The sequence below is a fragment of the Xenorhabdus anantnagensis genome (assembly GCF_028598555.1).
GTDB classification, from domain to species: Bacteria; Pseudomonadota; Gammaproteobacteria; order Enterobacterales; family Enterobacteriaceae; genus Xenorhabdus; species Xenorhabdus anantnagensis.
This window is the reverse complement of the sequence record NZ_JAQRFN010000011.1, coordinates 1-13,644: the sequence shown is the minus strand read 5'-3', so window position 1 is coordinate 13,644 and position 13,644 is coordinate 1. Positions and strand designations below refer to the sequence as shown.

The 13,644-nt window shown below is 39.1% G+C and carries 9 protein-coding genes, 1 tRNA gene and 1 pseudogene; 2 read left to right on the top strand and 9 right to left on the bottom strand.

Annotated elements, in window-relative coordinates; all coding sequences use genetic code 11:
• Window positions 1-24 precede the first annotated feature (24 nt).
• The 9 genes and pseudogenes from PSI14_RS10285 to cspE all read right to left on the bottom strand — a co-directional run bounded on the left by PSI14_RS10285 (window position 25) and on the right by cspE (window position 12,229).
• Complete coding sequence (locus tag PSI14_RS10285) at window positions 25-1,728, bottom strand: methyl-accepting chemotaxis protein (protein WP_273575807.1); 1,704 nt, start codon at window positions 1,726-1,728, stop codon at window positions 25-27.
• Between the two features lie 149 nt (window positions 1,729-1,877).
• Window positions 1,878-2,375, bottom strand: a complete 498-nt coding sequence (gene cheW, locus PSI14_RS10280) for a chemotaxis protein CheW (RefSeq protein WP_273575806.1) — start codon at window positions 2,373-2,375, stop codon at window positions 1,878-1,880.
• 30 nt (window positions 2,376-2,405) lie between these two features.
• A complete protein-coding gene (gene cheA, locus PSI14_RS10275; RefSeq protein ID WP_273575901.1) occupies window positions 2,406-4,676 on the bottom strand; it encodes a chemotaxis protein CheA in 2,271 nt (756 codons plus the stop codon).
• Between the two features lie 6 nt (window positions 4,677-4,682).
• Window positions 4,683-5,696 (bottom strand): flagellar motor protein MotB, encoded by a 1,014-nt coding sequence (gene motB / locus PSI14_RS10270; protein ID WP_273575805.1) that lies wholly within the window; start codon window positions 5,694-5,696, stop codon window positions 4,683-4,685.
• Window positions 5,697-5,698: 2 nt separating this feature from the next.
• The gene (motA, locus tag PSI14_RS10265; protein WP_273575804.1) at window positions 5,699-6,580 is read right to left on the bottom strand and encodes a flagellar motor stator protein MotA; all 882 of its coding nucleotides are present in this window, start codon (window positions 6,578-6,580) and stop codon (window positions 5,699-5,701) included.
• Window positions 6,581-6,713: 133 nt separating this feature from the next.
• On the bottom strand, window positions 6,714-7,295 hold the full coding sequence (gene flhC / locus PSI14_RS10260) for a flagellar transcriptional regulator FlhC (protein WP_273575803.1): 582 nt from the start codon (window positions 7,293-7,295) through the stop codon (window positions 6,714-6,716).
• A gap of 2 nt (window positions 7,296-7,297) precedes the next feature.
• Entirely contained in the window at window positions 7,298-7,648 is a 351-nt protein-coding gene (gene flhD / locus PSI14_RS10255) for a flagellar transcriptional regulator FlhD (RefSeq protein ID WP_273575802.1), read from the bottom strand.
• Window positions 7,649-9,207: 1,559 nt separating this feature from the next.
• Window positions 9,208-10,697 (bottom strand): annotated as a pseudogene (mgtA, locus tag PSI14_RS10250) (magnesium-translocating P-type ATPase); the annotation flags it as partial.
• A 1,319-nt stretch (window positions 10,698-12,016) separates the two neighbouring features.
• On the bottom strand, window positions 12,017-12,229 hold the full coding sequence (gene cspE / locus PSI14_RS10245) for a transcription antiterminator/RNA stability regulator CspE (protein WP_045958852.1): 213 nt from the start codon (window positions 12,227-12,229) through the stop codon (window positions 12,017-12,019).
• Between the two features lie 514 nt (window positions 12,230-12,743).
• On the opposite strand from cspE, the gene PSI14_RS10240 reads away from it, so the two are divergent.
• Entirely contained in the window at window positions 12,744-13,259 is a 516-nt protein-coding gene (locus PSI14_RS10240) for a YlaC family protein (RefSeq protein ID WP_273575801.1), read from the top strand.
• 125 nt (window positions 13,260-13,384) lie between these two features.
• Window positions 13,385-13,460 (top strand) — tRNA-Asn (locus PSI14_RS10235).
• The last annotated feature ends 184 nt before the right edge of the window (window positions 13,461-13,644 follow it).

Genomic DNA, 13,644 nt, shown 5'->3' with positions numbered 1-13,644 from the left:
GCCGTGATTATCGCTATTATTTTTTTAGAATGTTTCCCAATTAGATGGGTCTTCCATGCTACTGTTTTTTTTCAGTACAGGAGTATTCGTTTTATTAGCTGGAGGAGTTGACGATTTTCTCGTCAATAAAACTTCATGTTTTCTATTTTCAGGCGATATCCTTTCTGCCTGCTCCGGCAACTGGAACAACGCGACAGCTTTGGTCAATATTTTGGCCTGCTCTTCCAATGCCGCAGCAGCAGCAGCAGACTGTTCAACCAATGACGCGTTTTGTTGGGTAACTCTATCCATTTCAGAAATAGCAACACCAACTTGGGTAATTCCCCTACTTTGCTCATCAGAAGCCGACGCAATTTCACCCATGATGTCAGTCACGCGAGTCACAGAATCGACAATCTTATTCATGGTTTCACCAGCACTTCCTACCAGCTCAGAGCCTGTATCAGTACGGTTTACAGAATCTTCAATCAGTGCCTTGATTTCTTTGGCCGCCTCTGCGCTGCGCTGCGCCAGATTACGCACTTCACCGGCAACCACGGCAAAACCACGTCCATGCTCACCAGCACGGGCAGCTTCTACAGCAGCATTAAGTGCAAGAATGTTGGTTTGGAAAGCAATGGCATCAATCACACCGGTGATATCGGAAATTTTGCGAGAGCTGTCTGCAATCTCATGCATGGTCTGAACGACATTGGACACCACTTTACCTCCCTGACGGGCGATCTCAGAGGCATTATCAGCTAAGTTACTGGCTTGACGAGCATTATCAGCATTTTGTTTTACTGTTGCAGTCAACTCTTCCATGCTGGCAGCGGTTTCTTCCAGAGAAGCCACTTGCTGTTCAGTACGAGAAGAAAGATCGTTGTTACCCGCAGCAATTTCACTAGTACCGGTATAAATGGTTTCGGTGCTTTGATGGACACTTCTGACCGTATTGATCAATTCCGTCTGCATGTGCATAAGCCCAACGGCTAACATGCCCATTTCATTATTACCAGATACGGTGATCGTCTGGGTCAAGTCCCCTTTTGAGAAGGCCTTAATATTATCCAGCAGTTGGTTCAATGGATCGATCAATGCCTTACGTAAGCCAACCCAGCTGATTATCATGGCCACAACCAGCAGAATCATCACAAAGATCAACGAAACGATGACATTGCTGTAAGCCTTGTCAGCTTCCTGTGACACCTGATCATAAAATTTTGCGCTCTGGGACAGATAAAAGTTAAATTCCTCATTAAAAGCGTTCTGATAATCAGTCGTTTTCTGGAGAAAAAACTCTTCAAACCTTTCATTCGCCAGCATGTTATCTAACTCTTTAAGTGCATTGAGATAATCATGATGGGTCTGTTTCAAACGTTGAAGATGTTCTTGATCATGAAAAGACAGTTTTTCAGTCTGATCATATTGCTCGAAGTGCCGTTCGGCACGGGCAATATTAGCTTTGGCTTCCGCCAGAGCTTCTTCAGCTTTATAACTGCCTTCAACACCGCGGCCTTTCATCACAGCCATAATGCCAACACGGTTCAGGTTATTACGGGCTTGCAACAGGTTAACCCAGCTTTCATCCAGATAGATTTGCTGCTGTCGCATTTTATCTATTAAATCAAAAGCTTCTATATCATTCTTCAACCCTTTGAAGAACAATCCCCCGGAGATAAGTTGCAAAGCACCAAACAATATGATGACTGAGATGAGTCCCGTCACTATCTTCATTCGGTTAAACATGACTTCCCTTTTGTAATAAATTGCTATGCCAGTGTTATCGGCACGCTTAAAGGGAACTTTACGCGTAATTCTAAAAATTGATTTTTTACAGCATTTTTTTGATCTAAAACAAAAGGACTGCTGTTTTTTTATTGCAGCAGCCCAAAACATCAAACTTTGGCGACTGAATCAACTAACGCCATTTCTTCACTGTTGAGAAGTTTTTCGATATCAACCAGAATCAACATACGTTCATCAAGAGAACCAAGCCCTGTTAGGTATTCTGTTGATAAAGTAACCGCAAATTCTGGTGCAGGACAAATCTGATCTTCTTTCAGGGCCAGCACGTCAGACACACCATCAACGACAATCCCAACAACACGGTTAAGCAAGTTCAGGACAATCACCACGGTATTATCGTTATACGTGATATCTTCCTGCGAGAATTTGATCCGCAAATCGATGATGGGAACAATCACTCCGCGCAGGTTGGTGATCCCTTTTATAAAATCAGGTGTATTCGCAATGCGGGTAACTTGGTCATAACCGCGAATTTCCTGCACTTTCAGTATTTCAATTCCATACTCTTCGTCACCCAAGGTGAAAACCAGATATTCCTTTCCGGTCGTTTCGCCCGATAATTTATTTAATTCTTCTATGGCTGACATGATGTTACCTTTTAGTGTGATTGGATAATCTTATTTGTTATTCACCAAATCCGCTTTGCGCTCAGCCAACTGCTCATGGTTAAGTTTCTGCAAAGCAGGAATATCAATGATGAGCGCAACACTACCATCCCCCATAATGGTGGCAGCCGAAATGCCCGGTACTTTGCGGTAATTGCTCTCAATATTTTTAACAACAACTTGATGCTGTCCCACCAGTTTATCCACCAGCAATGCATAACGACGCCCAGCACTCTGCACAATGACAGCAATACCTTTCGTTGGATCAGTCACTCCATTCGGGATATCGAATATGCGATACAGTTCAAGTAGCGGTAAATATTCACCACGTACCTGCAATAGCTTTTCATCACCCGCCAGCGGATAAATATCTTCATCCTGTGGCTGCAATGAACTGACCACGGCACTCAATGGCAGGATGAAAACTTCACCATTAACTTTGACCGACATGCCATCCAGTATCGCTAATGTCAGTGGCAGCAAAATGCGAATAACAGTTCCCTTCCCTTCTTGGAAGTTAATCTGAATTTGTCCGCCCATATCTTGAATATTGCGCTTGACCACATCCATGCCAACACCGCGACCGGAGACATCTGTTACCACTTCTGCGGTAGAGAAACCGGGAGCAAAAATCAGCATAGCCACTTCTTCATTGCTCATGTTTTCATTGACGTTAAGACCTTGAGATTGTGCTTTTGCCAAGATCTTCTCTCGGTTTAGACCAGCGCCATCATCAATAACTTCAATACAGATATTTCCACCCTGATGTTCAGCTGCCAGAGTCAAATTACCAGTTTCTGATTTTCCAGCCGAGAGACGTTTTTCAGGACTTTCGATACCGTGGTCAAGACTGTTGCGTACCAGATGCGTTAGAGGATCGATAATCCGTTCAATCAAACTTTTATCCAGTTCTGTCGAACTACCAATTAGTGTCAATTCCACTTTCTTATTGAGTTTCCCAGCCAAATCCCGCACCAAGCGTGGATAACGGCTAAAAACGTACTCCATTGGCATCATGCGGATTGACATGACAGATTCTTGCAAGTCGCGGGAATTTCGCTGTAATTGAGCCATGCAACTGAGTAATTCACTGTGTTTTGTCGGCTCAAGACCGTTACAGTGCTGTGCCAGCATAGATTGGGTAATGACCAATTCACCCACTAGATTGATAAGTTGATCAACCTTTTCAACGGCAACACGGATACTGGACGATTCCGCACGTTGACGTGGCGATCCCGCAGCTGGACGTGGAGCTGGACGCCCGACTTCATGTACATCTGTTTTTTTCGGAATATTAGCCAGCTGTGGATTATTTGTATTTATTGTATTTGCTGCTGTGGTAGTCTCTGCTGCCGTATTTTTTGCTGTGCTGCTGTTTACTGCATGATTGTTTTCCGTATTATTATTTTCCGCACCTCTGGCTGCTGTACTATTTTCTGCCACAGTTTTTACTACAGCATCACTTTTTGCTACAGCATCTTGTTCCGTCTCAATGTCCGTGTTTTCCGATTGAGATTCATTTGTTGGTAAAAAAGTTATCTGCTCAGGCTCAATAACAAAGCACAATACAGCCGTGATATCGTCTTCTGTCGCAGATGTAACCAATGATGCTTCAAGGCTGTTTGTAGTCTGTTCTACATCATAAATCTCGCCAAGATGCCCCAACTCATCCTTCATTAAACTGACTTCGCGTTCTTTCAGTCCAGATAAATGAACACGTATCCGCCCATGATTGGATTTTTCTGCCGAGACATGTTTCTCTTCTGGCTGATTTTCTTTGGACTGAGCTGATGCTACCGGTTGTTTTTCCTCAACTTCGTTTACAACGTCTTCTGTAATAAGTTCAGACTGAATTGCAGATGTTGCTACAAACAATGCTTCTTCCTGCTGCTCTTGCTGTAGTTCTAATGCAAGCTGACGCAGTGTCTCGCAGATATAATTGAATGTATCTTCATCCGGCTCCTGAGAACTTTTATAGGCATCCAATTGTTGCTGCATAATATCTTTCGCTTCTAAAAACAGGTTGATAATGTCAATGGTCAAACGTATTTCATCACGTCTGGCACTATCGAGCAGATTTTCCAAAACATGCGTAGTCTGTTGCAGCTTAGTAAAACCAAAAGTCGCAGCGCCTCCTTTAATGGAATGGGCGCTGCGAAATATTGCATTCAGCTGTTCACGATCAGGTTCATCGGCATTGAGCAGCAATAAATGCTGCTCCATATCAGCCAATAGTTCATCTGCTTCATCAAAGAAAGTCTGATAAAACGCGGTAATATCCATCATTACTTACTCTGTCATCTTAGTATCACTCAACGGTTCAGCCGATGGCTGTTCCGATCTCATGATTTCATGTTTTATGGTCACATGGGATTGTTCGGTGGGTTGCTGAGCAGTCGTTCCCTCATTCGAATCCATTCTGATGACTTCTTGCATATCCATACTATTGTTAGCGGTTATGGCGTTACCGCCACTATTTTCCTGCTCAATCCTTTTTTCTGCATCTTTATTCAAAACAATGATGCTGATACGACGGTTAACTGGTGCATTAGGATCAATACCTTTCTGCATACTGACAGTGGATGCCATACCCACAACCCGCAGGATTTTGACTTCATCCAGACCACCTATCAGCAATTCACGCCTTGACGCATTGGCACGATCAGAAGAAAGCTCCCAGTTACTGTAACCTCGCTGACCGTTGGCATACTGTAAACTATCGGTATGACCAGAAAGGCTAATTTTGTTTGGAATACCGTTCAGGATCGGTGCAATTGCCCGCAAGATATTGCTCATGTGGCTTTCGACCTTTGAGCTGCCAATCATGAACATTGGGCGATTTTCCCGATCTATAATCTGAATGCGTAAACCTTCATCCATCATGTCAATCAATAGATGAGGACGTAATTCTTTAAGACGAGGATCGGTAATAATCAACTGATCAAGTTGCTGGCGTAATCGATTTAAGCGATGAGTTTCTTCGTTGGTTTCAACGGATTTGGATTGACGGAAAACTTCCCCATCCTGTTGGAAAACATCATCCCCTCCCCCAGGAATCGGGTTGGTGCTATCACTGCTTTTCTGTCCTTTGTTGATCGCTACCTGCAAAGGGGTACGGAAATATTCTGCAATGCTGGTCAATTCCTGTGGGCTGGCAATTGATATCAGCCACATGACCAAGAAGAATGCCATCATTGCAGTCATAAAATCAGCGTAAGCAATCTTCCATGATCCGCCTGCATGGCCTGGATCATGTTTTTTACGCTTTTTTATTCTGATGACGGAAACATTATTCGCTTTCATAGTTATTCTTCAACTTCCTGTTGTACAGGAGATTTAACCCGACGAACATGTTCTTCAAGTTCTGTGAATGAAGGACGATCTGTAAGAAATAATGTTTTACGGCCGAATTCAACCGCAATTTGTGGTGCATAACCATGCAAACTGGAAAGCAATGTCACTTTGATACATTGCATCATTTTGACCTGTTCGCTGCTACGTTGACGAAGAAGGGTCGCCAGAGGAGAAACAAAACCATAAGCCAATAAAATCCCCAGGAATGTTCCCACCATCGCATGTGCGATCAACGCTCCCAATTCTCCTGCCGGACGATCTGCAGATCCCAATGCATTAACAACTCCCATTACGGCAGCAACAATTCCGAATGCAGGCAGTGAATCTCCTACCATTGCCAAGCTGGTTGCTGGTACTTCACTTTCCTGTTCGTAAGTCTCGATTTCTTCATCCATCAAGGCTTCAATTTCATGGGGGTTCATGTTACCGCTGATGATCAGGCGCATATAATCAGTGATGAAATCCATCAAATACTGATCTTTCAACAAACGGGGATATTGTGTGAAAATGTCGCTTTGCTGTGGATTTTCAATATCTCGCTCCAAAGCCAGCAGCCCATTCTGGCGAGACTTGGACAATAGGCGGAATTGCAACGCCATAAGATCCATATACATCGCCTTATTGTATTTTGATCTGCGCAATACTTTTGGTAAAACACGCAGTGTTGCCTTTATCGCCTTGCCATTATTGCCCACGATAAAAGCGCCTATTCCCGCACCTGCAATAATTAAAAATTCCGCTGGCTGATAAAGTGCGCCCATGTGACCACCGACAAGTAGGTAGCCACCAATTACCGCACCAAAAACCACTATATATCCTAAAAGTACTAACACGCGATATCCTTTAGCTAAATTGGTGAGCAGATGGGATTTGAACAGGGCGAATTGACAAATGAAGAAGGATATGATAGCAGGTCACAGAGTTTATTATCAAACCTGTAACCTGCATTTACTTTCCCATTTAAATTCACATAGCTCGCTGAGCAAATCCATCCAGCAGTTGTGAATTAGTATCGGCAAGTTGAGGGGAAAGTTTACGTTTTTTTACTGCCCGTGAAGGTGGCTGGCAAAGGCTACAAACAAAGCTATTTACGGGCTGGTGAGCATGTGTGATGAAAGTTCCACCACAGCAGCGACATTGTGTTGGCTGTAACATCCCACTACCAACAAAACGAACCAATGTCCAAGCTCTGGTTAACGCCAAAATAGGCCCCTCTTCACTATTTGGAGGACATTGTTCAAGGTACAGCCTATAAGCTTTGACAACAGCCTCTACACCTTCACAATGTCCACTTTTCAACAGAAAACGATAAGCATTGTAGAACATTGACGAATGAATATTCTGTTCCCAAGTCATAAACCAATCCGTCGAAAAAGGTAACATCCCTTTAGGCGGAGGGCTTCCCCGCAATTCTTTATATAACCGGATCAGTCGGCCTCTGCTTAGTTTCGTTTCAGTTTCAAGCATCTGTAATCGCGCGCCTAAAGTGATGAGTTCCATTGCCAACTGAATATCTTTCGCTTCCTGAACAATACTTTTTTCAACCATCTTTACGCTCTTTTCTTGATTGAAGTGTCACCCTGAGCAGATAACTGCTGAAAAAGATGAGTAGACAGCAAGATACCTGTATGAATTTGTTGCAGATCGTCCACTCGCGATTCCTTAGTTAACTGCTGCACGGTTTCGTGGTCTTCAAACCGAAAATGGCAAATCAGTTGGTTTGTTTCAGCTAATTTTACTAACTGAGGTAATGTCAGCTCGGCCAACGTATCAGCCATCGATTCACTAATACCTAAACGGAACATCGCAGATGCTTTCTCATGGTTAATTAGCCGTTGTGCTAAAAGCAAATACGATAAATTTATGTCATAAATATGTTTGAGCAATTCAACCGTACTCATTTCTATATATCCCGTCCGATTACATGAAAAAATTAAATTAAGTGATCAAAGAATCACTCACGACAAAATTACCAGTAGCATGAGATTCAATAATCTCCGACATAACTGAAATATACATCTTTAGCCAGAGCAGTAACTGTCCTTTGTATTACTCTTGGGATCGCCCAATTTCTAAAATATTTCGGTAATGGATTGTGAAAGTATTATTGCGTCATCTGGGTAATGCACTTGCCAAAATTGATTAAGAATATTCTTAATGCTAATTAACTTTACTCCTGAATCATCAACTTATACAACGGAGAATATATGTCATTTTAAATACTATGTGATCAAGATCACAAAACTTACACTTTTTATTATGATTCTAGCTCATTAACTATTCAAGCAACAAAAAACGAGAAATAGTCTACAATTAATAAGTTAAATTATCTAAATAAAAATATTAGGGACTGTTTTTTATTTTATACGATCTATTAAACTTATAAATTTAAAATAACGATAAAAAATATCTCCTTTAGCTAAATTATCAGTATATTAGTAAAATTTGCGTCTTGATAATGTGGGTAGGCACTCATCTTCCACTATAACTTGATTTAGATCATTGTCATGCTTAATTTATTAATTATATGTGAATACTAGTTATTAAAAAGCTATCAGTCTGATCATTTTTAGTTTATGATCGTGTTATTTTCAAACAGAAGAAAGAAAGCTCTCACCCTCACTTTGAACGCAAACATCACACAGATCACAAAAATAAGATAAAATACAGTATGATATTGAAATAAAAAAACATCTACATCTCTATCATCTAGCAAAAAAAATCAGCAATACTTTGCTAATTAAACAAAATTCAAGCTTCCTGAGAGCTATACAGACTATCCCGCACCATTACAATTAATAAGTTTATCTAAACAAAGTAAACGCTTACATAGCCAGTTTGTGACATAAATTTAACTAAGCAACTCTTGCTGATTATTTCCTCCCATTGCCTAGCTTATACACACAAAACATTAATTAAATTAATGCTTTTATTTCTCGCTCACCTCTCTAATGATAAGAATAACAAATGTTTTTCCCAGCTTTCTAAAACAAACAAACCGGCTACCAAACTCAAAAACAAGGTAGTGTATTGGCTAAAAATTAATTTGCTTAAATAACAAAAAATATAAATACAAAATAATTCCCAAATGCAAATTTGGTAACAATATCTTATTACATAAAACCCAATTAAAAGAATAATAAAACCCGAAATAAAAAGATATAAAAACAGATATAAAAACAGATATAAAAAAGTAATTTACCCTATTTGACTTTAAAAAAACAACAATAGATGGATTAAATTGGCGTTTCAAATAAAAAAAATAACAGGTAAATATAACTCTATTATCTCCTTAAATTCATTTATATTGTGATAGACGATTCAAGTTCAAAGAATAACATCAAGACCTATTCTAAATATCTGAAAAAAGTTCACCATGATAAGAGTCATAAAGACATACATTCTGTATGGACTCATTCCTTAACCCATACAGAATAAGATATAAATTAATGAGAATTATTTACAACCATCCACCAAATCGATGAATGTAGAACCACTTCATCATTTGGGCAATGATACAGTAGCTAATTACTATCCCAATTAACTATGAAAAATATTCCCATGGTAGTGGCTGTAACCCAATTAGGGAGTAAAATGCGGAGAATGGAATGTAAATGCCTAGTGCAATTATTATTATTATCATTAATAAAAAAGGGGATATTGCCATACTTTACACAAAGGGAATTTTTTGTGTGCAAAACATTTGTACAACCAAAGTCTGTGACAACAGTCTTTCCACAAGCCACCCCCGATTAAAATAATACTTGATTTTCTATGCTGTTCGCTGCAAATACATACCAAATCACAGCATAAATCGTGATATTGAAGATAGATAATGTAAGCCAATCCAAAACAGAGAACACATATTTTTTGCATCCCATTTACGAGACTTTTTCAGAAACTCCTTGCCCATTTTGTCCCATGCAAAGACAGTTGTGAAATATCGTACATTAGGTTTTGTACAAGCAAATAAATGGCTAACATCGGTAAAAATAGAATAAATGCACTGGCAACCAATACAGAAAATACGTTTTCAAAATTTGACCTAGCCATCATATTTAATTACCTGATGGTATTCCCAAACATTCCACTTTCCTTAATCACCCTTTCCTCTAATACCACCAAATTTTTTTCAAGCAGAATGATCTGATGACTCTTTTGCAATATCCAGCGCTGTATCAACTGAAATTCCAACATCAGCTTCCCGTAATGCTGACGCATCATTTATTCCATCGCCAAGAAAACCAACCGCATGACCATTATTTTGTAATGGCTTTAAAATGCGTGATTTTTGCAGGGTGGTTAACTTACAAAAGACCGAACTTAATTCCACTTTTTTTGAAAGGTCTTCATTGCTCATTAGTTAAATATCAGAGACAATAAGAATATTTCCAGAATCTAAATCTATATCTCGACAAACTTTAGCGGTAACAACAGGATTATCTCCGGTAAACACCTTAACTGAAACACCATTTTCCCTTAATGCCAGACTTGCCATTACAGCACTTTCTTTTGGGAGTTCTAAAAATGCTAATAAGCTTTGTAGTACCATCTCCTTTTCGTCAGTAACAGAACGTGGGGATTTCACTTCATCGTGACTTAACTCTTCCTTGCTATGATTAACACACTGAAAGCTTGTTCGTTATAGTTTTTAACTAGTTCTATTACATTGTTACGGCTTTCTTCAGTGAGAGGAATAGTTTTCTCATTTGCCCTTATAGATGAGCAAATTGATAGCATTTCTTCCGTGGCACCCTTGCAGATCAACTGATGATTTCCATACAAATCCTGTATGAAAATTGACAACCTGCGCCTAACAAAATCAAAAGGTGACTCATCAATTTTTCTGTAGCTGAGGAGATAATCAATATCTGAATCACCTCATCCATACCTAACGATTGCTTGATCCATTAAGCTATTAGGACCACTTTGGTAGAAGCTACTTAACCAAGTTCAGTGAAATACAGAAGCATCCTAACGCTACTAATTCCACGATCAAATGCGATTTCTGATAATTAAGTGGATCAAGCTCGTGGGACGAGCCGTTTTAGCACTAACATGAGCTATCACATCATATTTCTCAATAAGGATCGTTTCCCTCGTCAAAAACTGCCTGACTGGCAAATAAATCTCTGGATTCGATTAAGAACAAATCTGTCGGGATCACCTTTCCGGTAGATAGATAATATCTCTCGGAACCTGATATTTGATTGGAATTTCCTCAAAAGCACTCATTGCAATGGATGTTAACAACATGACATCCTCCATTACATCAAATGGATAAATACACTCTAATCACCTAATCCTATTGACTTTTCACTTGATTGATTAATGTATAACTTGAAATTAATTAGATATAGAAAATCATGTACTGTACATAGATGTAAACGCTGGATCAGCTAACTTTATCTACTGATCTCTTATTGGCTTAGTTTTTACAATGGTTTCCGCACGTAATAGAATTATTACGCATAGGATTATTACTACCCATAATATTATTACTACAAGCAGGAAAATTCCCCCTATTTGTTGCATATGAAAAATTCAACCACTAAAACTATTTATTATAAAACTATTCATTATAAAACTAACAGACAAAGAATAGCCTAAAGAGAGCATCTCCTCATCGTACATAAAATATGCTGATGACGAATATTTAATTCGTTTATTTATACTATCCCGGAGAGAATAAGGAATGAGTTATGACCACATCATATATGCCCTATATACCGTCAGTTAATATCTCACTAAGAACCCAGCTCAGTAGATCCCTAATATCAGATAATTTTCCTTCGGGTTGGTACGGCTCATGAAATTGAAGTAGTACTGCCACCATTTTAGGCAAGCAGAAAATTGAAAGGGAAATGAACAGATTACTGGATCATTTTTTACTTAATCTAAAACTTTGACTGTCTAATTAATCGATATCCGATAGATTTTTTGAGTATAGTTATAATTACCAAGTAAAGATTTTAATCCGGGGAGATTTTTGCAAAACAGTGATGGTTTTCTATTTTACTGAATAGTAACAGCCCCATACAATTTTAATTGTAAAATATTCAATCACTCAATGACAACTGATTTTAATTCATGGTTGATATTCTATTATTTTCATTCCGTTATTTTTATCACAATAATAAATAAACTTAGAAAACTTTAGAATCAAATACGTAAGATAAATTTCGTGGAATAAATTTCATGGCACAAAAATACAAAAAGCCCGCCACGGCATTTTGTGCTGGCGAGCTTAGTAAGGCATAAAGGCAAAATTAGATAGCAGTTACGTTTGCTGCTGCTGGGCCTTTGGCACCACTTTCAATGGTGAATTCTACATCCTGGCCTTCTGCCAGAGTTTTGAAACCGTTACCTTGAATGGCAGAGAAGTGTACGAATACGTCTTTGCTGCCATCAGCTGGAGTGATGAAACCAAAGCCTTTAGATTCGTTGAACCACTTCACTTGACCTTTCATTTTGTCAGACATTTGACTTTCCTATATATCAAAAAAAACTCGCCACCTCGGGCATGTGTTGGCCATTATCAGCTATTACTTATGGAGGCACTAAGAAGGAAACGGTCAACAAAGGCTACCAGGGATAGCACTTACACATAACTCATTAACTCAAGATGTCGTACATAAAGTAGGTCTGTTAATCAGGCCAAACGCATTAACGCATTAACGCACACGAATAGCAACCTTTTTGTGTATTATCGTTTTAAAAAAAACTCAGATGCTCAATATTAGAACAAAATAACATAATAAATAGATGTTTTTATAATTTTATTTGATATATTCAATTTTTGTCTCCTCGAAAATACGGATATTGCTCGCCAACAATAACAATTTGCCAAATAAATTAAAGCAATTGCTATACAGATGTTGGTTCAGGACATGCTAACCTTGAAAATGTCATAATTTTCAATTCGATTACGAATTTTACAGCACTTTTTACAACACTATTTCTACAAATGAGTCTATAAATAAGTGGGTTAGTATTATGAAAATCATAAAACAGATATTGATTCAGGATCTTGAGCGGATCAATCTTAAAGAGCATCGTGATGGTAAAGTGCATTTCAACAGCATTTTTATTCGCCACCATCCCTACCTGTGTCTGGCGATGGTTATCGCTTATGCTTTTCTTGCTATGCTCATGTGGTACGCGCCCTATTTTGGCACGTGGTCTCTTTTTACCTTTACTCTAGCCTTTATCATTATGGCAGCCGTTCTGCTATTTGATATCAAACCAATCTATCATTTCGAAGATATTGACATGCTCGATTTACGTGTCTGTTATAATGGTGAGTGGTTTGTCAACGAGCAAGTCTCTAAAAAAGCTATCAATAAGATACTTACTCATCCTAGAATACCTAATGAAATCAAAGATGACATAAAACATATTATGCATAGAAAACAGAGTATTTGTTTTTATGATGTGTTTATGCTTGCCTGCTCAGAACAGTCACCTTATGTTCAACCTATTAATATGGTTAATAAAAACGCAGGGATTTAATAAAATAGTACAACGACAAACCAGAAAGCTCACATGACGAGCAAACGGTAAGAAAAAAGAATTTTTGCGTTGACACTGTTCTAGTTCATCGCTAATATTCGCTCCGTTCTCAGGAACACCCCAATTCCTCCATAGTTCAGTCGGTAGAACGGCGGACTGTTAATCCGTATGTCGCTGGTTCGAGTCCAGCTGGAGGAGCCAAATTCAAATATCACGCTGGGTAAGTCAAGCGTGATGTTAAGGCTAAGAAAGATAACTTAGTATTAAGCGGCTTCCCAATCAGGAAGCCGTTTTTTGTATATAGAAAACCCCCAGCTAGGCTGGGGGTTCCGTAGAGCTTACAGCTCTAAGTCCGCTATAAAAACCCCTTTTGATTTGTTAAAAC

Bases quoted from the DNA above. Each gene is read 5' to 3' on its own strand.
- flhD (WP_273575802.1), bottom strand. From the start codon at position 7,648: ATGAGTACGGTTGAATTGCTCAAACATATTTATGACATAAATTTATCG.
- PSI14_RS10285 (WP_273575807.1), bottom strand. From the start codon at position 1,728: ATGTTTAACCGAATGAAGATAGTGACGGGACTCATCTCAGTCATCATA.
- flhC (WP_273575803.1), bottom strand. From the start codon at position 7,295: ATGGTTGAAAAAAGTATTGTTCAGGAAGCGAAAGATATTCAGTTGGCA.
- motB (WP_273575805.1), bottom strand. From the start codon at position 5,696: ATGAAAGCGAATAATGTTTCCGTCATCAGAATAAAAAAGCGTAAAAAA.
- cspE (WP_045958852.1), bottom strand. From the start codon at position 12,229: ATGTCTGACAAAATGAAAGGTCAAGTGAAGTGGTTCAACGAATCTAAA.
- cheW (WP_273575806.1), bottom strand. From the start codon at position 2,375: ATGTCAGCCATAGAAGAATTAAATAAATTATCGGGCGAAACGACCGGA.
- cheA (WP_273575901.1), bottom strand. From the start codon at position 4,676: ATGGATATTACCGCGTTTTATCAGACTTTCTTTGATGAAGCAGATGAA.
- PSI14_RS10240 (WP_273575801.1), top strand. From the start codon at position 12,744: ATGAAAATCATAAAACAGATATTGATTCAGGATCTTGAGCGGATCAAT.